At 55.5% G+C, this 21,057-nt stretch carries 22 protein-coding genes; 15 read left to right on the forward strand and 7 right to left on the reverse strand.

Annotated features, from left to right (window positions below; all coding sequences use genetic code 11):
• Positions 1 to 25 precede the first annotated feature (25 nt).
• From pcoR to pcoE, 3 genes are all read left to right on the forward strand, one after another.
• Positions 26 to 706: a copper response regulator transcription factor PcoR gene (gene pcoR / locus ACMWLG_RS12730; protein ID WP_001188930.1), complete on the forward strand. Its 681-nt coding sequence runs from the start codon at positions 26 to 28 to the stop codon at positions 704 to 706.
• Positions 703 to 2,103 carry a copper resistance membrane spanning protein PcoS gene (pcoS, locus tag ACMWLG_RS12735; protein WP_414762991.1) on the forward strand — a complete coding sequence of 467 codons (1,401 nt, stop codon included), beginning with the start codon at positions 703 to 705 and terminating at the stop codon, positions 2,101 to 2,103. Before pcoR ends, pcoS begins: the two co-directional genes overlap by 4 nt.
• A gap of 217 nt (positions 2,104 to 2,320) precedes the next feature.
• Entirely contained in the window at positions 2,321 to 2,755 is a 435-nt protein-coding gene (gene pcoE, locus ACMWLG_RS12740; RefSeq protein WP_000723069.1) for a copper resistance system metallochaperone PcoE, read from the forward strand.
• A gap of 372 nt (positions 2,756 to 3,127) precedes the next feature.
• Here the strand turns inward: pcoE and ACMWLG_RS12745 are convergent, their stop codons facing one another.
• Together ACMWLG_RS12745 and ACMWLG_RS12750 are read right to left on the reverse strand one after the other, a co-directional pair.
• Entirely contained in the window at positions 3,128 to 4,066 is a 939-nt protein-coding gene (locus tag ACMWLG_RS12745; protein WP_045403283.1) for an NAD(P)-dependent oxidoreductase, read from the reverse strand.
• The gene (locus ACMWLG_RS12750) at positions 4,066 to 4,758 is read right to left on the reverse strand and encodes an RraA family protein (RefSeq protein ID WP_045403286.1); all 693 of its coding nucleotides are present in this window, start codon (positions 4,756 to 4,758) and stop codon (positions 4,066 to 4,068) included. The genes ACMWLG_RS12745 and ACMWLG_RS12750 overlap by 1 nt, the downstream gene beginning before the upstream one ends.
• A 169-nt stretch (positions 4,759 to 4,927) precedes the next feature.
• On the opposite strand from ACMWLG_RS12750, the gene ACMWLG_RS12755 reads away from it, so the two are divergent.
• Positions 4,928 to 5,665, forward strand: a complete 738-nt coding sequence (locus ACMWLG_RS12755; RefSeq protein ID WP_023309548.1) for an IclR family transcriptional regulator — start codon at positions 4,928 to 4,930, stop codon at positions 5,663 to 5,665.
• Between the two features lie 37 nt (positions 5,666 to 5,702).
• Here ACMWLG_RS12755 and ACMWLG_RS12760 read toward each other — a convergent pair whose 3' ends face one another.
• A complete protein-coding gene (locus tag ACMWLG_RS12760) occupies positions 5,703 to 7,037 on the reverse strand; it encodes an MFS transporter (protein ID WP_045403289.1) in 1,335 nt (444 codons plus the stop codon).
• A gap of 317 nt (positions 7,038 to 7,354) precedes the next feature.
• On the opposite strand from ACMWLG_RS12760, the gene ACMWLG_RS12765 reads away from it, so the two are divergent.
• Together ACMWLG_RS12765 and ACMWLG_RS12770 are read left to right on the forward strand one after the other, a co-directional pair.
• Positions 7,355 to 7,753 (forward strand): potassium channel family protein, encoded by a 399-nt coding sequence (locus ACMWLG_RS12765; protein WP_045403292.1) that lies wholly within the window; start codon positions 7,355 to 7,357, stop codon positions 7,751 to 7,753.
• 167 nt (positions 7,754 to 7,920) lie between these two features.
• A complete protein-coding gene (locus tag ACMWLG_RS12770) occupies positions 7,921 to 8,946 on the forward strand; it encodes a TerC/Alx family metal homeostasis membrane protein (RefSeq protein WP_024908851.1) in 1,026 nt (341 codons plus the stop codon).
• Positions 8,947 to 9,041: 95 nt separating this feature from the next.
• On the opposite strand, the gene ACMWLG_RS12775 is transcribed toward ACMWLG_RS12770, so the two are convergent.
• Positions 9,042 to 9,704 (reverse strand): HAD family hydrolase, encoded by a 663-nt coding sequence (locus ACMWLG_RS12775; RefSeq protein WP_014885577.1) that lies wholly within the window; start codon positions 9,702 to 9,704, stop codon positions 9,042 to 9,044.
• A gap of 239 nt (positions 9,705 to 9,943) precedes the next feature.
• On the opposite strand from ACMWLG_RS12775, the gene ACMWLG_RS12780 reads away from it, so the two are divergent.
• Entirely contained in the window at positions 9,944 to 10,471 is a 528-nt protein-coding gene (locus ACMWLG_RS12780; RefSeq protein ID WP_045403295.1) for an NlpC/P60 family protein, read from the forward strand.
• A 5-nt stretch (positions 10,472 to 10,476) separates the two neighbouring features.
• On the opposite strand, the gene ACMWLG_RS12785 is transcribed toward ACMWLG_RS12780, so the two are convergent.
• Positions 10,477 to 11,271: an SDR family NAD(P)-dependent oxidoreductase gene (locus ACMWLG_RS12785; protein ID WP_045403298.1), complete on the reverse strand. Its 795-nt coding sequence runs from the start codon at positions 11,269 to 11,271 to the stop codon at positions 10,477 to 10,479.
• Between the two features lie 32 nt (positions 11,272 to 11,303).
• Positions 11,304 to 12,185, reverse strand: a complete 882-nt coding sequence (locus tag ACMWLG_RS12790) for a LysR family transcriptional regulator (protein ID WP_023309542.1) — start codon at positions 12,183 to 12,185, stop codon at positions 11,304 to 11,306.
• Between the two features lie 99 nt (positions 12,186 to 12,284).
• On the opposite strand from ACMWLG_RS12790, the gene ACMWLG_RS12795 reads away from it, so the two are divergent.
• The 8 genes from ACMWLG_RS12795 to arnF all read left to right on the forward strand — a co-directional run bounded on the left by ACMWLG_RS12795 (position 12,285) and on the right by arnF (position 20,490).
• Entirely contained in the window at positions 12,285 to 12,788 is a 504-nt protein-coding gene (locus tag ACMWLG_RS12795; RefSeq protein WP_008503103.1) for a phenolic acid decarboxylase, read from the forward strand.
• A gap of 326 nt (positions 12,789 to 13,114) precedes the next feature.
• Entirely contained in the window at positions 13,115 to 14,254 is a 1,140-nt protein-coding gene (arnB, locus tag ACMWLG_RS12800) for a UDP-4-amino-4-deoxy-L-arabinose aminotransferase (RefSeq protein WP_045403301.1), read from the forward strand.
• Between the two features lies 1 nt (position 14,255).
• On the forward strand, positions 14,256 to 15,239 hold the full coding sequence (arnC, locus tag ACMWLG_RS12805) for an undecaprenyl-phosphate 4-deoxy-4-formamido-L-arabinose transferase (RefSeq protein WP_032667968.1): 984 nt from the start codon (positions 14,256 to 14,258) through the stop codon (positions 15,237 to 15,239).
• On the forward strand, positions 15,236 to 17,218 hold the full coding sequence (gene arnA / locus ACMWLG_RS12810) for a bifunctional UDP-4-amino-4-deoxy-L-arabinose formyltransferase/UDP-glucuronic acid oxidase ArnA (protein ID WP_045403304.1): 1,983 nt from the start codon (positions 15,236 to 15,238) through the stop codon (positions 17,216 to 17,218). The genes arnC and arnA overlap by 4 nt, the downstream gene beginning before the upstream one ends.
• Positions 17,215 to 18,117, forward strand: a complete 903-nt coding sequence (gene arnD, locus ACMWLG_RS12815; protein WP_045403307.1) for a 4-deoxy-4-formamido-L-arabinose-phosphoundecaprenol deformylase — start codon at positions 17,215 to 17,217, stop codon at positions 18,115 to 18,117. Before arnA ends, arnD begins: the two co-directional genes overlap by 4 nt.
• Positions 18,114 to 19,769: a lipid IV(A) 4-amino-4-deoxy-L-arabinosyltransferase gene (gene arnT / locus ACMWLG_RS12820; protein WP_045403309.1), complete on the forward strand. Its 1,656-nt coding sequence runs from the start codon at positions 18,114 to 18,116 to the stop codon at positions 19,767 to 19,769. The genes arnD and arnT overlap by 4 nt, the downstream gene beginning before the upstream one ends.
• Positions 19,769 to 20,104, forward strand: a complete 336-nt coding sequence (gene arnE, locus ACMWLG_RS12825; protein ID WP_039263049.1) for a 4-amino-4-deoxy-L-arabinose-phosphoundecaprenol flippase subunit ArnE — start codon at positions 19,769 to 19,771, stop codon at positions 20,102 to 20,104. Before arnT ends, arnE begins: the two co-directional genes overlap by 1 nt.
• Positions 20,101 to 20,490 carry a 4-amino-4-deoxy-L-arabinose-phosphoundecaprenol flippase subunit ArnF gene (gene arnF, locus ACMWLG_RS12830; protein ID WP_045403311.1) on the forward strand — a complete coding sequence of 130 codons (390 nt, stop codon included), beginning with the start codon at positions 20,101 to 20,103 and terminating at the stop codon, positions 20,488 to 20,490. The genes arnE and arnF overlap by 4 nt, the downstream gene beginning before the upstream one ends.
• Here the strand turns inward: arnF and acpT are convergent.
• Positions 20,438 to 21,055 (reverse strand): 4'-phosphopantetheinyl transferase AcpT, encoded by a 618-nt coding sequence (gene acpT, locus ACMWLG_RS12835; protein ID WP_045403313.1) that lies wholly within the window; start codon positions 21,053 to 21,055, stop codon positions 20,438 to 20,440. The genes arnF and acpT overlap by 53 nt on opposite strands.
• Between the last annotated feature and the right edge of the window lie 2 nt (positions 21,056 to 21,057).

Genomic DNA, 21,057 nt, shown 5'->3' on the forward strand with positions numbered 1-21,057 from the left:
TTACTTTCATATCAGCGAGTTAACCATGCAGCGTATTTTAATCGTTGAAGACGAACAAAAAACAGGTCGTTACCTGCAGCAGGGACTGGTTGAGGAAGGCTATCAGGCCGATCTCTTTAATAATGGCCGCGATGGTCTCGGGGCCGCGTCGAAGGGACAGTATGATTTGATAATACTGGACGTGATGCTGCCTTTCCTCGACGGGTGGCAAATCATCAGCGCACTGAGGGAGTCCGGGCACGAAGAACCGGTCCTGTTTTTAACCGCAAAGGACAACGTGCGGGACAAAGTGAAAGGACTGGAGCTTGGCGCAGATGACTACCTGATTAAGCCCTTTGATTTTACGGAGCTGGTTGCACGTGTAAGAACCCTGCTGCGCCGGGCACGCTCGCAGGCCGCAACAGTCTGCACCATCGCCGATATGACCGTTGATATGGTGCGCCGGACCGTGATCCGTTCGGGGAAGAAGATCCATCTCACCGGTAAAGAATACGTTCTGCTTGAGTTGCTGCTGCAACGCACCGGAGAAGTGTTACCCAGGAGTCTTATCTCGTCCCTGGTCTGGAACATGAATTTTGACAGTGATACGAATGTGATTGATGTCGCCGTGAGACGTCTGAGAAGTAAAATTGATGATGACTTTGAGCCAAAACTGATCCATACCGTTCGCGGTGCCGGATATGTCCTGGAGATCAGAGAAGAGTGAGGTTCAAAATTTCCCTGACCACACGCCTGAGCCTGATTTTTTCTGCGGTGATGCTTACGGTATGGTGGTTATCAAGTTTTATCCTGATTAGCACCCTTAATGGCTATTTCGATAATCAGGACCGCGATTTTCTGACAGGTAAACTTCAGCTCACCGAAGAGTTTCTTAAAACAGAGACGTTCCGGAACAAAACGGATATTAAGTCATTATCAGAAAAAATAAACGATGCGATGGTAGGGCACAATGGTTTATTCATTTCTATAAAAAACATGGAAAATGAAAAAATTGTTGAACTCTATGCCAAAAATTCTGTTGTTCCAGCGGTCCTGCTTAATAAGTCGGGTGATATTCTCGACTATATGATCCAGACGGAAGAAAATAACACCGTGTACCGCAGTATCTCGCGGCGGGTTGCCGTGACGCCGGAACAGGGTAAAAGCAAACATGTCATCATTACGGTTGCCACGGATACTGGGTATCACACCCTGTTTATGGATAAGCTCAGTACCTGGCTGTTCTGGTTCAATATCGGTCTGGTCTTTATTTCTATTTTTCTGGGCTGGCTGACCACACGTATTGGTCTGAAACCGCTACGGGAAATGACCAGTCTGGCTTCCTCCATGACCGTACACAGCCTGGATCAGCGTCTTAATCCCGATTTGGCTCCGCCGGAAATTTCTGAGACCATGCAGGAGTTCAATAACATGTTCGATCGCCTGGAGGGGTCATTCCGGAAACTGTCAGATTTCTCGTCTGACATCGCGCATGAGCTGCGCACACCGGTCAGTAATCTGATGATGCAGACGCAGTTTGCACTGGCTAAGGAAAGGGATGTTTCGCATTACCGCGAAATCTTATTCGCTAACCTGGAAGAACTGAAAAGGTTGTCACGAATGACCAGTGATATGCTTTTTCTGGCACGTTCAGAGCATGGTCTGCTGCAGCTGGATAAACATGATGTGGATCTGGCCGCCGAACTGAATGAATTACGTGAGCTGTTCGAGCCTCTGGCAGACGAAACAGGAAAGACAATCACCGTTGAAGGAGAGGGCGTTGTTGCCGGAGACAGCGATATGCTGCGACGTGCTTTCAGTAACCTGCTTTCCAATGCAATCAAGTATTCTCCCGATAACACCTGTACAGCGATACACCTTGAGCGTGACAGTGACTGTGTGAACGTGATGATTACGAATACGATGTCCGGCCAGGTTCCCGCTAATCTGGAACGTTTGTTTGACCGGTTCTATCGCGCAGACTCATCAAGGTTCTACAACACGGAAGGCGCGGGGCTGGGATTATCAATTACAAGGTCGATCATTCATGCTCACGGCGGCGAGCTGTCAGCAGAACAGCAGGGGCGTGAAATTGTGTTCAAAGTGCGCCTGTTAATGGATTAATCCCGTTGTTCAGGAGAAACCTGGAAGGTGACAAAATTGTCATCATTCAGTCACGCGATAAACAGAGGCGGTTTTTTATAATTATTCATAAATCAGGAGCAGCGTGATAACACAATCACCTGGTTCCTGGAGTGATGATTAACCCGCCCTGAGATCAACTGCTTTCTCTGTTATAAGCCATTGATTGTTTGGGTATGTAAACACCGGAGACCCAACCATGAAAAAGATTCTCGTATCATTTGTTGCCATTATGGCTGCCGCTTCATCTGCCATGGCTGCAGAGACAATGAACATGCATGACCAGGTAAATAATGCACAGGCACCTGCCCACCAGATGCAGTCATCTGCTGAAAAAAGTGCAATTCAGGGAGACAGCATGACAATGATGGATATGAGCAGTCACGATCAGGCCGCAATGTCCCATGACATGATGCAAAACAGCAATTCTGCTGCCCACCAGGACATGGCTGAAATGCATAAAAAAATGATGAAAGCTAAACCCGGAGCTACCAACGAAACAGCAAAGTCATTTTCTGAAATGAGCGAGCATGAGAAGGCCGCAGCTGTACATGAGAAGGCGAATAATGGTCAGTCTTCCGTTGTTCACCAGCAGCAGGCTGATAAGCATCGCAGTCAGATCACCCAGAATTAACCCGCAGCTCCACTTGTTAGACCCTCATTTGACGCCGAAGTCACTGACTTACGCTCCCGTCCGGGAGCGTTTTTTTTTCCCATATATCAAACTTTAACTCTGAAGAGGTGGAAGTATCTGACCAACACTGTCACGTAACGCCAGATAACTACAAAAACACCTTTTTCCTCCTGTAAATTGCAGTTCCTGCAAGAACATCAAGGCATAATGTTGGAACAGCGTGTGATACACACTTAGCATCATGTTTTGTATGTGTTTTTTTTAAAACTTTACAACTTTAAAGTCTTTTTCAGGTTAAAGGATACAACTTTAATGTCTCTACACAGCAGAAGACAAGTGACCTAAGCGCACTGCCACTCGTCACGGTTGGCTTTATGGACCGACGGTGGTTGCGTCCGTCACGTCCAGAATATTGCTCGCGGCCACGGTCCCCATCTTGATGTATGACGCTGCGGTAACGCCGCCAATATGCGGTGAAATAACCACGTTTTCTTCGGACTGCCAGAGGTGCGGCGCCGTCAGCGGCTCGTGGGGAAAGCTGTCCAGCGCCGCGCTGTGCAGCGTGCCATTCCTGAGCGCCGCCAGTAACGATTCACTGTGGATCAGTCCGCCGCGTGCCGTATTGACCAGAATGGCGTTCCGCTTGCAGTGTGCAAGCGTCTGGCTATTGATCATTCCCCGATTCTCATCGGTCAGCGGACAGTGCAAAGAGATAACATCGGAACGGGAAAGAAGTCCGTTCAGCGTTTCTGCGCGTTCGCACAGGGCAGGCATGGTCTTAGCATAGGGATCGTAAGCCAGCACCTTCATGCCGAAAGCGTGACCAATAGTCGCCACGCGCGAGCCGATAGCACCCAACCCAATTAGGCCTAGCGTTAAGCCCTCCAGCTCAATGGATTTATGCGTCGCCTTATCCCAGTGCCCGTCTCGCAGCCGCTTGTCCAGAGGCACCACCGACTTTGCGCAGGCGAGGATCAGCGCCCAGGTATGTTCAGCCACTGCCGCCGCGTTTGCGCCAGGCGCAGAGCGGACGGCGATGTTGCGCTCGGCCGCTGCCTCTTGGTCTATCACATCGATCCCGCTTCCGTGCTTGGAAATAACCTGCAGAGCCGGAGCCGCATCCATGACCTTCGCGGTGATCTTGCCGTAACGTACCAGGATTGCCACAGGATTGTGTCGTTTACACAGCGCGATCAGGTCATCTTCTGTGGGCTGGCGGCCCGCAAACACTACCTCAAAGCCCTGCAACATCACCATGGCCTGCTCCGCCAGGTCGCTACCGGTAACCAGTACTACGTCTTTGCACCCCATCACAGCGTCTCCCCGTCGCTCAACATACCTGCCTTACGAAGCGCGTCATCAAGCCAGTGTGGACGTAAATCGCCTTCACGGATGGCGGCAAGACGCCGGGTCTCCATCTCCAGCTTTTCTTTTGCCAGAGCGATAACCACCTGAACCTCATCTCGCGGGATAACGACCACGCCGTCGATATCCGCGACAACCAGATCCCCGGCCTGAACCGTCGCCCCGGCGACTGAAATGGGATGATTAACCCGGCCAGAGATTAACTTTGTCGGGCCGCAGGGGTTCAGACCGGCAGAAAAGACGGGGTAGTGACCTTTGCTCAGGGTATCGGCGTCACGTACAGCGCCATCAATAATAATGCCCGCAATGCCGCTCGCCTGAGCCTGAGTGGCCATGATTTCCCCAAGCAGCGCGCAGCTCAGGTCGCCTTTGCCATCGACGACCAGGACATCACCGGGCTGCGCCACCGCCATCGCGGCATGAATCGCCAGATTATCACCCGGACGGACTTCCACGGTGACGGCCGGACCCGCAACGGACATATGTGGGGCCAGCGGTTTGATGCGGCCATGAAGCGTACCGCGGCGACCGGCCACGTCGGCCAGAATAGCTGCCTGATACTCGGCAGCCCGACGAACGTCCTCGGCAGAAACGCGCTCGAACTGGCGATTAATCGGTTTTTTTTCAGTAACGGACATAAATGCCTCCATATTGTTTTACTGAGTACAATGCAGGTGTACAGAACAAAACAACTATAGCGGTGTTGCTTTCCTTTTAGCCAGACCCGAGGTGGCGTTTGTGATGTAAACACGAAGTGACTCACAAAATTTGAGGTACACTCACTGCCGGGCTAACAAGGAGATAATGATGGGGAATGAAGGCGTTGTAGCGGTTGAAAAAGCGCTGGCTTTACTGGATTGCTTCCGTCCTGGGGATGAGAGCCTGACGCTGACCGCGCTGGCACAGCTGTCGGGTTATCACAAAACCACGGTTTACCGCTTGATGAATTCTCTTGAACGGATGAATTACGTCGTCAGGCATGAAGACGGCAATTATGCGCTGGGCCCACGTCTGCTTTACCTCGGCAAGCTGTATGAACAATCTTTCCACCTTTCCCGGGTGGTTCAGCCAGAGCTTCAGGCCTTATCCCTGGCATCTCAGGAGAGTGCCAGCTGGTATGTGCTGGAGGGAGGGCAGCGGCTTTGCCTGTTTCGCGCTGAAGCGTCGCATGGCCTGCGACACAGCAATCTTCCCGGCAGCCAGTTCCCGCTCGATAATTCGGCCATCAGTAAGGTATTGCGTCATTGGGGGCTCAATGAAAGCCTGCCGGAGGAAGACGCGGAACTCCCTTTCTACACGTCAGGCGCACGCGATCCCCATACCGCTGCGTTTGCGATGCCTGTCTTCGGCGTTCACGACAAGCTGGTTGCGGCGTTAGCCCTGACCGGTCCCATCTCGCGGTTGACGGAAGATCGTCGTGAGAAGGAGATAGGGCAGTTGATGAAGGCGGCTGCAAGCCGTCTTTCGCAGAAAATGGGAGCCAGTAAGCCCTTCTGTCAGCAGTTCTTTGGTGAAACGAGCGACGCGGCGGAAGAAAATCTTTAAACGCAGAAGCGGGACAAATGTCCCGCTTCTGTCATCGTTAATGCGTGACCTGTTTTTCGTGTAGCTGAGCGCGGCGGGCCTGTCGCCCCATAATGAGCACCGCGATACCCCCGGCCACGCACAGCGCGGCCAGCGGAAGCATAGCCAGCGTGTAGCTGCCCGTCCGCTCATTGATAATGCCGTACGCGTTTACCATCACCGCCCCGCCTATCAGGTTTGCGATGGCGCCAATCGCGGCCAGTCCCGCCGCCGCTGAGGTACTGCTCATCCAACCGGATGCCAGCGCCCAGAAAGGCCCTTTCATTGAATAAGCGCCTATCAGCATAATGCTGAGGATAACGATCGTGGCAGACAGCGAGACGCTCACAAAGGCGGCGAACACACCGGCGGCAATCATGAACAGCGTGAGTGCGGTATGCCAGCGGCGTTCGTTGGTACGATCGGAATTCCGTCCCCATACAATCATGAGAACAGATGCCAGACCGTAAGGAATAGCGTTAAGCAGACCTGTCTCAAGGTTATCGAGATGGAAGGATTTCAGCAGTTGAGGAGACCAGACGCTGATCGTGGTGCCCGCGGAAGATGCGCCCGCGTAAATCAGCGCCATCAGCCAGATTTGGCGATGCTTCAGCAGCTGCCACGTCGTCTGGTGCCCGATACTCTTTTGCTGATTGCGCTCGGTTTCCAGCGTGGTTTCCAGCCACTGTTTCTGTTCGCTGCTGAGCCAGCTCGCCTGATGAGGGCGATCCCGGAGAATAAACCAGGCTGCAATACCCAGCAGCACCGCCGGCAAGCCTTCAATAATGAACAGCAGATGCCAGCCGCGAAGACCCAGCCAGCCATCCAGTGACAGTATCAATCCGGAAAGCGGGGAGCCGATGAAGTTAGCGAGCGGGATGGCGACCATAAATGACGCAATAATGCGTGCGCGGTAGCGGGACGGGATCCACCAGGTCAGATACAGCACGACGCCCGGGAAGAAGCCCGCCTCTGCAGCACCGAGAAGAAAACGGACGATATAGAGCGACGTGGTGTTCTGCACCAGGGACATACACATGGAAACGATGCCCCAGCTGATCATAATGCGCGGGATCCACAGTCGGGCGCCGACTTTCTGCATTGCCAGGTTACTGGGTACTTCAAACAAAAAATAGGCCATGAAGTAAAGGCTGCTGGCGAAGCCAAACGCCGCTTTGCTGAGGCCAAGGTCCTCATTCATCTGCAGCGAAGCCATGCCGATATTCCCGCGATCGATAATGGAGACCAGGTAACTGACAATCAGAAACGGGAGAATACGCCAGATCACCTTCCGCATCGTCTCTCTTTCTATGTCCTCGGTGGCGGTAGCGCCGTTACGTAAATGTTCTGTCATTGTGTCCTCGCAGGGTTTGTTCTTTGTTTTATTAGGTACAACTCAGTTTTATTAAACAAAACCACTATAGCGACGGCGCGTTATTTTTATCCAGTTAATGGAAGGTTTAAATGATGTAAATAAGAGGTGACTCACAGATAGTGCGCTTCAGATATATCGTTCGCAGCAGCCGAACCAGCCGCAAAGAGAGTACGCTGCAAGGGAGATAATCACGCAACGCAATTATTGCACCAACTTTTCCTCTCCATTTAACTAAGCTTCGACCAGGTGCCCCGCCGCGTTAGCGGGGCCATATTCCTTTTGGTCGAGCACGCATCATGCAGCTACTCAGTATTATTATTTTGCTTACCCTAACCGTGGTGATCCATTCGCTGTGGATGTTTGGCGTTTTAAAATTCATCAAATTAGAAGTCGATTCTGCGGTACGCATTGTTTTACGCAATGTCGGTATCGTGATCTCCATGATCTTCGCCCACCTCCTTGAGGCCGGACTGTTTGCTGCGTTTTATTTTGTCATCGACGCGTTTAATGACTGGAACACCAGCTTCTATTTTTCACTGGTCAGCTACGCCACCGTGGGATACGGCGACGTCACGTTACCCCGGCACTGGCGGCTTATCGGCGGGGTGGAAGGACTGGTGGGCGCGTTGATGGTGGGCTGGTCTGTGGCGGTTCTGGTGGCGGTGCTGCAGCGCTTACGCGGAATGAGCGCCTAAACGGCAGATGCGCGATCCCCGTCTGGTAAGGTAAAGTACCCCCTCCTTGCGCGGCCAGAAGGCCGCGAATTTGAGGGTGAAGAGGCTGATTAACGGCCCGCCCTTTTCTGTTCCTGGTTTACGCCAGTTTGCATGGTGTTGTGTTTTGTCTGCCAAAAGGGTTTTGTATGTCTGCTGCTCATCTCGGTTTCCCGACGGAAACCGTTGTTGTCTTTGTGGTGATGGCCGTTGGGGCGATGTTTATCGACCTCTTTATGCACCGTCACGATAAACCCGTCTCGCTGAAAAGCGCGGCGATGTGGTCCATTTTCTGGGTCATGATGGCGATGGCCTTCGCCGGATTCCTGTATGTTCACCACGGCGCCGAGATGGCGAGCCTGTTCCTCACCGGCTATGCGCTGGAAGAGGTGCTCTCCGTCGATAACCTGTTCGTGATGATGGCGATCTTCGCCTGGTTCGGCGTGCCGGATAAGTACCGTCACCGCGTGCTCTACTGGGGCGTGCTGGGGGCGATTGTCTTCCGCGGCATCTTTGTGGCTATCGGCACCAGCCTGTTAAGCCTGGGGCCGTACGTTGAGGTAATTTTCGCGCTGGTCGTCGGCTGGACGGCGGTGATGATGCTCAGGCGCAATGAAGAGAGCGACGAAGTGGAGGATTACTCGGGTCATCTCGCCTATCGTCTGGTGAAGCGCTTCTATCCGGTCTGGCCAAAAATCAGCAGCAACGCCTTTATTCTGACGCAGAAAGAGGTGGATGCGGAGCTTGAAAAGCCGGAAAACCAGGACGTGATGGTCGGACGCGTGAAGAAGGCGAAGCGCTATGCGACGCCGCTGCTGCTTTGCGTAGCCGTCGTCGAGCTCTCTGACGTCATGTTCGCGTTTGACTCCGTGCCGGCCATTATTGCCGTGAGCCGCGAGCCGCTGATTATCTACAGCGCCATGATGTTCGCCATTCTCGGCCTGCGTACGCTTTACTTCGTGCTGGAAGCGCTGAAGCAGTATCTCGTGCACCTTGAGAAAGCCGTGGTGCTGCTGCTGTTCTTCGTGGCGTTCAAGCTGGGGTTAAATGCCACCGACCACTTCTGGCATCACGGTTACAGCATTGGCGCCACGGCCAGTCTGTTTGTGGTACTAGGCGTGCTGGCGCTGGGGATTATTGCAAGCGTGATGTTCCCGGGAAAACGTGAGGCCTGATGCATTGCCCGGTGGCGCTTCGCTTACCGGGCCTGTGATTTGGTTTTCTCCCTCTCCCTGTGGGAGAGGGCCGGGGTGAGGGCACCGGACCGCACCTAACCCTTAATCGGTGAATTCCGACGCTTGCGCGGGTGGTGGAAGTGCCGCCAGTGCGGATCCTGCGCCGCCGCCAGCAGTTCGTGGTCGCCGCGAGTGTCTCCCCAGGCGCGCAGGTGATAGGCGTTAAGATCGCCATACACTTTCTCCAGCCTTGCCACCTTCTGGGCGCAGCGGCAGTTATTGCCCGTGATGCGCCCCGTCAGCTTGCCGTCTTTCACTTCCAGCTGCGTGCCAATCAGCTTAATGCCGAGCTTATCAGCCCACGGCTGGAGCACCAGCGCCGGGGACGCGGAACAGATGGTCACTTCCGCACCGGAATTCACCTCAGCCGCCACCGCCAGAACCCCTTCGGGGCGCATCAGTTTGTTCCAGTATTTTTCGCAAAAGGCTTCCGCCTGCTGGCGCAGCCAGTGTTCATCCACGCCCGTCAGGAAGGTTTTAATCAGCACTTCCTTCAGCTCATCGCGCGTCAGCTTGCGACGCACGCAGTGCAGCGTAGGCAGCGCCATGCGCACCAGTCGGCCCGCGAAGTAACGTTTGCCGAAGGCAAAACGCAGGAAAGGAATAAAGCTGTCGTGGTGCGTTAATGTCCCGTCAAAGTCAAAGACAGAGAGCACGCTGGATTTAGCCACCGTCTCGTCGGCAATCATATTGGTCATAAATACGTCTTAGCTGAAATACACATTCTGCGGATCAGTTTACCTGCTTTAGCTGGACAGTCCTTATATCACCACTCTTTTTTTCTCGATCTTGCGATCTCAAAGTGAGTCCATTTTTGGCCTCGATAACAATTGGTGAAAAAACGAGCTGTCTATATTATCGCCACATCGCAAGATATTTAGGGGAACCATTGGCCCCCATAGGTAAGGAAAAACTCACTCACTACTTCTTTTTTGATATGACTCTTAGATCGCTTATTTCAATCCTCACGTTAAGCTTTGCTTCGTTTTCTGCGTTCAGCTTTCAACTTCCAGCGTCGATGTTATCGATGAACAGTGAACTGGCAGCATCACCGGCGAAATCTGCGCTGGTGCATCAGGAAACAGGCCCGCTGCGCTCGCGTATTCTCGATCAATACCAGAAGTGGAAAGGCACCCAGTACCGGTGGGGCGGAACCACGCATCGCGGGGTAGATTGCTCCGCGCTCATGCAGCACCTGTTCACCGATGCGGCACATCTTAATTTGCCGCGCACGACGAGTGAACAGATCCATCGTGGCGTGCAGGTGGCGCAATACCGTCTGAAAGCCGGCGATCTGGTCTTCTTCCAGACGGGCCCGAACCGCAAGCACGTTGGCGTTTATATTGGCGAAAACCAGTTTATTCATGCCTCAACCAGTCAGGGCGTAACGGTTTCAACCCTGACGGATGATTACTGGCAGGCACACTACATTACCGCCCGTCGCATCGCAGGCAGTGCGGCCTGACAGCGTCAGATGATGTCATCCACGACGCCACCGTCGACGCGCAGCGCCGCGCCCGAGGTGGCGGAGGCCTGGGTCGAACAGACATAAATCACCATATTGGCCACCTCTTCAACCGTGGCCGCGCGCTGGATAACCGAGCTGGGGCGGTTGGCCATCACAAACTCTTTCGCCAGCTGCTCCAGCGATTTGCCGGTTTTTTCGATTTCATCTTTCATCATCTCTGCGAAACCGTCAGACATCGTCGGGCCCGGCAGGACGCTGTTGACCGTCACGCCGCTCCCCGCCACGAACTTTGCAAGACCGCGCGCCAGCGAGAGCTGCGCCGTTTTAGTCACGCCGTAGTGGATCATATCCGCCGGAATATTGCAGGCCGACTCGGAGGAGATAAACACCACGCGTCCCCAGCCTTTTTGCACCATGCCCGGCAGCAGGGCGCGGGACAGACGCACGCCGGACATCACGTTGGTCTGCCAGTAACGCTCCCAGGTCTCATCGTCGGTGGCATAGAAATCCTGCGGACCGTAAATCCCGGCGTTGTTGACCAGAATATCGACGTTATTCGCCACCTTCAGAAGCGACTCGACCCCTTCCGCCGTGCTGAGATCGGCAATCGCGGCGCGCACCTGCACGCCCGGCACCACCTGCTGGAGCTGCTGAATGCCTTTATTCACCGATTCCGTGCTGCGACCATTGACGATCACTTCCGCACCGCTTTCTGCCAGACCTCTGGCAATGGCGAACCCGATCCCGCCGGTTGAGGCGGTCACCAGCGCCACTTTCCCCGCAAAGTCGATTTTCATCATCTGCTCCTTATCGTTTTAACGTTCGGACCTTAAAGCGTAGCAGGTGAGGATGACGGCTCCTGGCTAAAAAGGCGCAATAGCGTCTCAACCTGTTCATCAAGCGGGGCGAGGGAACGCTTAACAATCAGGTGTAGCGGCGTTGCCCTGCGCGCGCCGTGGCTCAGCGGCAGGCGTTTTAGTACGCCCTGATCCAGCTGGGTCTGGATGCGTTCCTCCGGCAGCCAGCCGTAGCCGACCTGAGAGACGACGGCCTCTATGGCGGCATCGATGGTGGAGAAGGTCCACGACTCGCCGGCAGCACGCGCGGCGGGCTGGCTGTCCGCAATCTGGATGAGCGGCCACGGGCGCAGCATCTCATCATTGAGCGGCGCGTCGAGGTGAAACAGGGGATGCCGGGAATGGGCCACGGCAACAAAGTCGATATTCATCAGCCATTCGCCGAGCCCGGTAATGTCCTGGCGGCGGGTTAAGACCATCACATCGGCTTCGTCGTTAATGGCGTCGGCGCGGGTATTTTCCAGCACCTCGGTCAGACGTACCTGAGTCTGCGGATACTGCTGCTGGAACTGACGAAGAATAGCGAACAGGCGGCGGCGCGGGAAAATGGAGTCCACCACCAGATCCAACCGCGTGCGCATCCCGTTGCGAAGAGTCGCTGCGCGCGTCTCAACATACGAAAACGCTTTCAGCAGCGGTTTAACCTGGTTGAGAAGAAGCTCTCCGGCCGGGGTTAACACCGCCCGTCGCCCCTCCGGGACCAGCAGCGCCACGCCGAGTCGCTCCTGCAGCAGCGACAGGTTATAGCTCACCGAGGACTGGCTGCGGTGCGTTTCTTCCGCCGCTCTGGCAAAGCTGCCCGCCTCAACTACCTTTTCCAGTAAAGACCATTGTTCAAGCGTCGTCTTATGCATGATTTATCTAAAATTTGGATGGATTTGATTAAAACATAGCGTTATTTATTCATTTTTTGAAGGGGTACAATCTTCTCATCAAAACAAAGGAGACATTTTATGAACACCTTCGACAAACACGACTTGAGCGGCTTTGTTGGTAAACATCTTGTATATACCTACGATAACGGCTGGAACTACGAGATTTACGTAAAAAATGAGACCACGCTTGATTACCGTATTCACAGCGGTCTGGTAGCCAACCGCTGGGTGAAAGATCAGCAGGCTTACATCGTGCGGGTAGGGGAGAGCATCTATAAAATTTCCTGGACCGAGCCAACCGGCACCGACGTCAGCCTGATTGTGAACCTGGGCGACAAGCTGTTCCACGGCACCATTTTCTTCCCGCGCTGGGTCATGAACAACCCGGAAAAAACCGTGTGCTTCCAGAACGATCATATTCCGCTGATGAACAGCTATCGCGATGCGGGCCCGGCGTATCCAACCGAAGTGATTGATGAATTTGCCACAATCACCTTTGTACGCGACTGCGGTGCAAATAATGAAAGCGTTATTGCCTGCGCAGCCAGTGAATTACCGAAAAACTTTCCAGATAACCTGTAATAAGCGCGACAATTAACTAAAAAGAAAAGTTCCCGGCTATTTCATATTATTATGAAATAGCCGGGATTTTTTTTGTTTGTTGAGGATTGGTTTAAAACAATTCATTTCAGAATGTTGCGGAAGATCACATTAAAAATAATTAAACGTAATTTAACTTGTTGTTTTTCAATAAGCTGCTAGTTGTTTTATAACGTTGCATACCTTGTCTTAATTTTTCCCTAAGGAAAGAGAGCTACTTTGATATAAGTTTATGGTTCGTTGAAATAAACGGGCTGGCATTTGGTTAATATCAAAAACATGCCATTTTTATTGCAAGGAAATTAATAATGAGTGATTTTCTGCCTTTTTCGCGGCCGTCGATGGGCGCTGAGGAAATTGCGGCGCTTCAGGACGTTTTGATGTCGGGCTGGATCACCACCGGGCCAAAGAATCAGGAACTTGAAGGGGCATTCTGTCAGCTTACCGGGAATCAGCATGCGATTGCCGTCTGTTCAGCCACCGCGGGTATGCACGTCACGCTGATGGCGCTGGATATTGGCCCGGGCGATGAAGTCATTACCCCTTCCCAGACCTGGGTCTCCACGCTGAATATGATCGTGTTGCTGGGTGCCACGCCGGTCATGATTGATGTGGACAAAGATACATTAATGGTGACGCCAGAAGCCGTTGAAGCCGCCATTACCCCGCGTACCAAAGCCATTATCCCCGTTCATTATGCCGGCGCGCCGTGTGAAATCGACGCCATTCATGCCATCGGCGAACGTCACGGTATTCCGGTTATTGAAGATGCGGCCCATGCCGCCGGAACGTACTACAAGAACCGTCATGTGGGCTGGAAAGGAACGGCGATTTTTTCCTTCCACGCCATTAAAAATATGACCTGCGCGGAAGGCGGCTTAGTCGTCACGGATAATGCCCAGCTGGCACAGCGGATCCGCAGCCTGAAATTCCATGGCCTGGGCGTAGATGCCTATGACCGCCAGACGCACGGCCGCGCGCCGCAGGCGGAAGTGATCGCGCCGGGCTATAAATACAATCTGGCGGACATCAACGCCGCGCTGGCGCTGGTGCAGTTAGGCAAGCTGAAAGAGGCTAACAGGCGTCGCCAGGAAATTGCTGAACGCTACCTGCGTGAGCTTGCCGATACGCCGTTCCAGCCGCTCACCATTCCGTCATGGCCGCACGTGCACGCCTGGCACCTGTTTATTATTCGCGTTGACGAAGCGCGCTGCGGGATCTCACGCGACAACCTGATGGCGGCGCTGAAAGAGAAAGGCATCGGTACCGGCCTCCACTTCCGCGCGGCACACACCCAAAAATACTACCGCGAGCGTTTTCCTGATGTATCGCTCCCGAATTCTGAATGGAATAGCGCGCGTATTTGTTCTCTCCCTCTTTTCCCGGATATGACTCATGACGACACAACCCGCGTCATTACCGCACTCCATCAGCTTACAGGACATTGATATGTTCAGTGCACCGCCTGTACAAAAAGTTTCCGTGGTAATCCCGGTTTATAACGAGCAGGAGAGCCTGCCCGAACTGATCCGCCGTACAACCGCCGCCTGCGATACGATGGGCAAGGCTTATGAAATTCTGCTGGTAGATGATGGTAGTAGCGATCATTCCGCGCTGATGCTGACCGAGGCCGCGCAGGCCGAAGGCAGCCATATTGTTGCCGTGCTGCTCAACCGCAACTACGGCCAGCACTCGGCGATTATGGCGGGGTTTAGCCACGTCACGGGCGATCTGATCATCACCCTGGACGCTGACCTGCAAAACCCGCCGGAAGAGATCCCGCGTCTGGTCGCCAAAGCCGATGAAGGCTATGACGTGGTCGGCACGGTACGTCAGAACCGTCAGGACAGTCTGTTCCGCAAGCTGGCCTCACGCACCATCAACCGCCTTATCCAGCGCACGACCGGTAAAGCGATGGGCGATTACGGCTGCATGCTGCGCGCCTACCGCCGCCACATTGTCGACGCGATGCTGCACTGTCATGAGCGCAGCACCTTTATTCCGATCCTCGCCAACACCTTTGCCCGCAAGGCAACGGAAATTCCGGTTCTGCACGCCGAGCGCGAGCACGGGGAATCGAAGTACAGCTTTATGCGTCTCATCAACCTGATGTATGACCTCATCACCTGCCTGACCACCACGCCGCTGCGTCTGCTGAGCGTGTTCGGCAGCATCATCGCCGTGGCCGGATTTGCGCTGTCCGTTCTGCTGGTGGTGCTGCGCCTGGTCTTTGGCCCGCAGTGGGCGGCGGAAGGGGTCTTCATGCTCTTTGCCGTGCTGTTTATGTTCATCGGCGCCCAGTTTGTCGGGATGGGCCTTCTCGGTGAATACATTGGCCGTATCTATAACGATGTTCGCGCGCGTCCGCGCTACTTTATTCAACGTGTTGTCCGTCAGGAACACAAAGCATCTCAAGAGGAAATTCACCCATGAAAGCTGTTGTATTTGCCTATCACGATATGGGGTGCACGGGCACGCTGGCCCTGCTGGAAGCGGGCTATGACATTGCGGCAATCTTTACCCATCCGGACACGGCCGGAGAGAATAACTTTTTTGGCTCCGTGGCGCGTATCGCCGCCGAGCGCGGGATCCCGGTTTATGCACCGGACGATGTAAACCATCCGCTGTGGGTGGATCGCATCCGCGCGCTCGCGCCTGACGTAATCTTCTCGTTCTACTATCGCAACCTGCTTTCCGACGAGATCTTAGGTCTGGCCGCAAAAGGCGCCTTTAATCTTCACGGTTCTCTGCTGCCCGCCTACCGCGGCCGCGCGCCGCTGAACTGGGTGCTGGTGAACGGTGAAACGGAAACGGGCGTGACGCTGCACCGCATGGTGCGCCGTGCGGACGCGGGCGCTATCGTGGCACAGCAGAAGGTCGCTATTGATGCGGACGAAACGGCGCTGCAGCTGCATCAAAAGCTGAATGCAACGGCGCAGACGCTGCTGCGTGATGCTCTTCCAGGCATCCTCAACGGCACCTTCAGCGAGACCGCGCAGGATGAGAGCAAGGCAAGCAGCTTTGGCCGCCGCGCGCCGGAAGATGGTCGTCTGGACTGGAACAAGCCTGCCCGCCAGCTGCACAACCTGGTGCGCGCCGTGACCGACCCGTGGCCGGGCGCGTACAGCTTTGCTGGCGTAAGCAAATTTATCGTCTGGAAATCCCGCGTGCGTGACGATATTCCGGCTGCCAAACCGGGCACCGTCGTCTCTGTCTCTCCGCTGATTGTGAGCTGCGGCGAGCAGGCGCTGGAGATCGTCACCGGACAAACCGACAACGGCCTGTACGTTCAGGGCACGCAGCTGGCGCAGTCTCTGGGTCTGGTGGCCGGGGCGCTGATTACTAGCGCGCCGGTGGTTGCCATCAAGCGCCGTACCCGCGTGCTGATCCTCGGCGTGAACGGCTTTATCGGTAACCACCTGACCGAACGTCTGCTTAAAGACGACAACTACGAGATTTACGGTCTGGATATCGGTGCGGATGCCATCAGCCGTTTCCTCGACAACCCGCGTTTCCACTTCGTGGAAGGGGACATCAGCATCCATTCCGAGTGGATTGAATACCACATTAAAAAATGCGACGTGGTGCTGCCGCTGGTCGCCATTGCCACGCCAATCGAGTACACCCGTAACCCGCTGCGCGTGTTCGAGCTGGACTTCGAAGAGAACCTGAAGATCATCCGCGACTGCGTGAAATACGACAAGCGCATCATCTTCCCGTCCACGTCTGAAGTGTACGGCATGTGTACCGATAAGAACTTCGATGAAGACACCTCCAACCTGGTGGTCGGGCCGATCAACAAACAGCGCTGGATTTACTCCGTCTCCAAACAGCTGCTGGACCGCGTGATTTGGGCCTACGGTGAGAAAGAAGGCCTGCGCTTTACCCTGTTCCGTCCGTTCAACTGGATGGGCCCGCGTCTGGATAACCTCAACGCGGCGCGTATCGGCAGCTCCCGTGCGATCACCCAGCTGATCCTGAACCTGGTAGAGGGCTCGCCAATTAAGCTTATCGAAGGCGGGAAACAGAAACGCTGCTTTACGGATATCAGCGACGGTATCGAAGCGCTGTTCCGCATCATCGAAAACAAAGATAACCGCTGCAACGGTGAAATCATCAACATCGGTAACCCGGACAACGAAGCGAGCATTCGCGAGCTGGCAGAGATGCTGCTGGCCAGCTTTGAGCGCCATCCGCTGCGCGACAAGTTCCCGCCGTTTGCCGGCTTCCGCGAAGTGGAAAGCAGCAGCTACTATGGTAAGGGCTACCAGGACGTTGAGCACCGTAAGCCAAGCATTCGCAACGCGAAGCGCTGCCTCAACTGGACGCCGACGGTGAAGATGGAGCAGACCATTGACGAAACGCTCGATTTCTTCCTGCGCACCGTGGAGCTTTCGGAACAGGCCTCATGAAAAAAGTCGGTTTACGCATTGATGTTGACACCTTCAGGGGAACGCGTGACGGCGTACCCAAACTGCTGGAACTGCTGAACAAACACGATGTGCGTTCCAGCATTTTCTTCAGCGTGGGGCCTGACAACATGGGACGCCATTTATGGCGTCTGATTAAACCGGCATTTCTGTTCAAAATGCTGCGCTCGCGCGCAGCATCCCTCTACGGCTGGGATATTTTGCTGGCCGGCACCGCCTGGCCCGGCAGACGTATCGGCGCGGGTAATGAAGCCGTTATCCGCGAGGCGGCGCAGCATCATGAGGTGGGTCTCCACGCCTGGGACCACCATGCCTGGCAAGCCTGGGCGGGCGTCTGGGATATCCCGCGCCTGTCCCGTGAGGTCGAGCGTGGGATGCTGGAGCTGGAGGCCATTACCGGTCAGCTCGTGCGCTGCTCCGCCGTGGCTGGATGGCGTGCGGATCAGCGCGTCGTGAAGGCCAAAGAAGCCTTTGCGTTTCGCTACAACAGCGACTGCCGCGGAACCGGACCTTTTTTGCCGCTGTTAGGCGAAAATCGCTACGGAACGGTGCAAATTCCGGTCACGCTTCCCACCTGGGATGAAGTGGTCGGGCGCGAGGTGAAGGCGGATGAGTTCAATCGCTACATTCTGGACCGCATCCATCGTGACGCCGGCACGCCGGTGTATACCATCCATGCCGAAGTGGAAGGGATTGCGTATCAGCATGATTTCGACGAACTGCTGACGATGGCCGCTCAGGAGGGCATTGAATTTTGCCCGTTGAGCGAGCTGCTGCCGGACGACCTCAGCACCCTGCCCGTGGGTAAAGTCGTCCGTAATGAAATGGCTGGCCGGGAAGGCTGGCTTGGCTATCAACAAACCGTGAGTCCGGTCCCATGAAAACAGCCCGTTATGGCTTAGCGCTTTTCGCACTGTTTATCGTTTACTACCTCATTCCGGTCGATGTCCGCCTGCTCTGGCAGCCTGATGAAACGCGCTATGCGGAAATCAGCCGCGAAATGCTGGCATCCGGAGACTGGGTAGTCCCGCATTTTCTGGGGCTGCGTTACTTTGAAAAACCGATTGCTGGCTACTGGATCAACAGCATCGGGCAGTTGCTGTTCGGGCACACGAACCTCGCCGTGCGCGCCGGGTCTATCTTCTCTACCGGCTTAGCCGCGCTGCTGGTCATCTGGATGGCATGGCGTCTCTGGCGAGATAAGCGGACCGCTATTTTCTCCGGTCTTATCTTCCTGACCCTGTTCCTGGTGTATGGCATCGGCACGTATGCGGTGCTGGATCCTATAATCACCCTGTGGCTGGTGGCGGCGATGTGCAGCTTCTGGCTGGCGTCGCAGGCCCAAACCGTTTCCGGAAAAGCGGGTGGCTATGTGCTGCTTGGGCTGGCCTGCGGGATGGGGGTGATGACCAAAGGCTTCCTGGCGCTGGCCGTTCCGGTGATTGGCGTGCTGCCGTGGGTCATTGCCCGGAAGCGCTGGAAAGAGGTGCTGATTTTTGGCTGGCTCGCGATCCTGAGCTGCGTGCTGATTGTTCTGCCGTGGGGGCTGGCCATTGCGCAGCGTGAGCCTGACTTCTGGCGTTACTTCTTTTGGGTTGAACATATTCAGCGTTTTGCCCAGAGCGACGCGCAGCATAAAGCCCCGTTCTGGTACTACATACCGTTCCTGATTGCGGGCAGCCTGCCGTGGCTGGCACTTTTGCCCGGCGCGATTCGTCTTGGCTGGAATGACCGACAAAACGCGGGTGGCGGGTTCTATCTGCTAGGTTGGGTGGTGATGCCGCTGCTGTTCTTCAGCATCGCCAAAGGCAAGCTGCCGACCTATATCCTGCCCTGCTTTGCCCCGCTGGCTATCCTGATGGCGCGCTATGCCTGCCTCGCGGCGGAAAAAGGTGCCAGAGCGTTACGCATTAACGGCGGGATTAACCTGGCGTTTGGCGTTATCGGCGTGGTGGCGGCGCTGGTGGTCTCGCCGTGGGGACTGTCGAAGCATCCGGTCTGGACGTCGGTTGAACTGTATAAAGTCTTCTGTGCGGTGGTGGCGTTCCTCATCTGGGCCGCGGTAGGCTGGTTTACGTTCAGACAGAGCCAGCAGCGCTGGTGGCTGGCGGCACTGTGCCCTGCAGGGCTGGCGCTGCTGATTGGTTTTGCCATTCCGAACCTGGTGGTGGATTCCAAACAGCCGCAGTCGCTGGTCGATACCGTGCGCGAGCCGCTTCAGGAAAGCCGATTCGTGCTGGCCAATAACGTTGGCGTGGCCGCGGGCCTGGCGTGGGAGCTGAAGCGCAATGACATCACGATGTTCGATCAAAGCGGCGAACTGCGCTACGGACTGGATTATCCCGATGCGAAAGATCGTTATGTTGATAAAGATGACTTCGCGCAGTGGCTGGCGGAGCATCGTCAGCAGGGGCGCGTATCGCTGGTGATTCTTCTGTCAAAACACGATGAAATCGCGCGCGCAAATCTGCCGAAACCGGACAGCCTGTATATTCAGGGGCGTCTGGCCCTGCTGGAGTATCTGCCGAAGTGATGACCTGGATCTGGCTGATACTGGCAAGCCTGCTCAGCTGCGCGGGACAGCTGTGCCAGAAACAGGCCACCCGTCCGGCGAAAGCCGGGCGGCGCGGGGCGCACATCGCGCTGTGGCTTGGCCTGGCACTGCTGGCGCTGGGCAGCGGGATGCTGGTCTGGCTGGTGGTGCTGCAACGCCTGCCTGTCGGTATTGCCTATCCTATGCTGAGCCTCAATTTTGTCTGGGTGACGCTGGCGGCGAAGGCGTTCTGGCGTGAGCACGTTGCTGCGCATCACTGGCTGGGGGTAGGGTTCATCATCATTGGGATTGTTATCCTGGGAGGGAGCCTGTGAAGGGTGCATTCTGGGCCATGTGCAGCGTGCTGTTAGTCAGCGCGGCGCAGCTGCTGCTGCGCAATGCCATGCAGGCACTGCCACCGGTCAGTGAGATCCTGGTGTTTGTTTCCGCGCTGTGGCACTTCTCGTCCGGCACGGGCGCGCTGCTGCTGGGGTTGACGGGGTATGTGGCGTCCATGGGCTGCTGGTATCTGACGCTACACCGTATGGCGCTCAGCAAAGCCTATGCCCTGCTGAGCCTCAGCTATATTCTGGTGTGGGCCGCCGCGATCCTGCTGCCTGGCTGGGGGGAGCGCTTCTCCTGGCACGGGCTGGCGGGCGTCGGGTTTATTATTCTGGGCGTGTTAGTGATTTTTCTGCCCCGAACGTCCCAACGTGAATAATCGACTCGTGGGTCAGGGTATAAGGGGTCGATGTGCAGACGGCAAGGCTCAGCGAGCCGACCTGTAGCTGACTGACCGCGTGCGTCTGCGCCGTGCTGTCGATGCTGACAATCTGCCATGCGCTGCCGCCACGCTGTTTCACAATCGCTTCTTTCCGCGTCCAGATACGCCAGAACGCGGAAAGCCGTTCCTCGGGCGCTTCATGCTCCAGCTCGTCATGCTCCGTCATGCTGAACACCGCATTAGCCAGCGCCTGCCAGTTCTTCCTCGGGCGAATCACTTCGATATCGCAGCCGACTTCGCCTTCATCGCTCATCAGCAGGGCAATATCGTCACCGCTGTGGCTCAGGTTGAACCACAGCGGATGACCCTTCGCAAAGGCCGGTTTGCCCTGCTCGCCGTAAATGATGTCGGGGAGCGGGCGAGGGGATAACGTTCTGGCGAGCAGCGTCCTCCCGGCCAGCCAGGAGGCCTGTCGGGCACCCTGAGGCGCCCTGTCTGCGAGCGCTGACGCCATCGGGTCCGCGCAAAGAGTGGAGATTTTTCCCAGTACAAACTGGTACATAG

Origin of the sequence: Enterobacter sp. 01-M-02-SI-ECC (assembly GCF_047530595.1) — a bacterium.
GTDB lineage: Bacteria > Pseudomonadota > Gammaproteobacteria > Enterobacterales > Enterobacteriaceae > Enterobacter > Enterobacter cloacae_M.

Bases quoted from the DNA above. Each gene is read 5' to 3' on its own strand.
- pcoR (WP_001188930.1), top strand. From the start codon at position 26: ATGCAGCGTATTTTAATCGTTGAAGACGAACAAAAAACAGGTCGTTAC.
- pcoE (WP_000723069.1), top strand. From the start codon at position 2,321: ATGAAAAAGATTCTCGTATCATTTGTTGCCATTATGGCTGCCGCTTCA.
- ACMWLG_RS12745 (WP_045403283.1), bottom strand. From the start codon at position 4,066: ATGGGGTGCAAAGACGTAGTACTGGTTACCGGTAGCGACCTGGCGGAG.
- ACMWLG_RS12750 (WP_045403286.1), bottom strand. From the start codon at position 4,758: ATGTCCGTTACTGAAAAAAAACCGATTAATCGCCAGTTCGAGCGCGTT.
- ACMWLG_RS12755 (WP_023309548.1), top strand. From the start codon at position 4,928: ATGGGGAATGAAGGCGTTGTAGCGGTTGAAAAAGCGCTGGCTTTACTG.
- ACMWLG_RS12760 (WP_045403289.1), bottom strand. From the start codon at position 7,037: ATGACAGAACATTTACGTAACGGCGCTACCGCCACCGAGGACATAGAA.
- ACMWLG_RS12765 (WP_045403292.1), top strand. From the start codon at position 7,355: ATGCAGCTACTCAGTATTATTATTTTGCTTACCCTAACCGTGGTGATC.
- ACMWLG_RS12770 (WP_024908851.1), top strand. From the start codon at position 7,921: ATGTCTGCTGCTCATCTCGGTTTCCCGACGGAAACCGTTGTTGTCTTT.
- ACMWLG_RS12775 (WP_014885577.1), bottom strand. From the start codon at position 9,704: ATGACCAATATGATTGCCGACGAGACGGTGGCTAAATCCAGCGTGCTC.
- ACMWLG_RS12780 (WP_045403295.1), top strand. From the start codon at position 9,944: ATGACTCTTAGATCGCTTATTTCAATCCTCACGTTAAGCTTTGCTTCG.
- ACMWLG_RS12785 (WP_045403298.1), bottom strand. From the start codon at position 11,271: ATGAAAATCGACTTTGCGGGGAAAGTGGCGCTGGTGACCGCCTCAACC.
- ACMWLG_RS12790 (WP_023309542.1), bottom strand. From the start codon at position 12,185: ATGCATAAGACGACGCTTGAACAATGGTCTTTACTGGAAAAGGTAGTT.
- ACMWLG_RS12795 (WP_008503103.1), top strand. From the start codon at position 12,285: ATGAACACCTTCGACAAACACGACTTGAGCGGCTTTGTTGGTAAACAT.
- arnB (WP_045403301.1), top strand. From the start codon at position 13,115: ATGAGTGATTTTCTGCCTTTTTCGCGGCCGTCGATGGGCGCTGAGGAA.
- arnC (WP_032667968.1), top strand. From the start codon at position 14,256: ATGTTCAGTGCACCGCCTGTACAAAAAGTTTCCGTGGTAATCCCGGTT.
- arnA (WP_045403304.1), top strand. From the start codon at position 15,236: ATGAAAGCTGTTGTATTTGCCTATCACGATATGGGGTGCACGGGCACG.
- arnD (WP_045403307.1), top strand. From the start codon at position 17,215: ATGAAAAAAGTCGGTTTACGCATTGATGTTGACACCTTCAGGGGAACG.
- arnT (WP_045403309.1), top strand. From the start codon at position 18,114: ATGAAAACAGCCCGTTATGGCTTAGCGCTTTTCGCACTGTTTATCGTT.
- arnE (WP_039263049.1), top strand. From the start codon at position 19,769: ATGACCTGGATCTGGCTGATACTGGCAAGCCTGCTCAGCTGCGCGGGA.
- acpT (WP_045403313.1), bottom strand. From the start codon at position 21,055: ATGTACCAGTTTGTACTGGGAAAAATCTCCACTCTTTGCGCGGACCCG.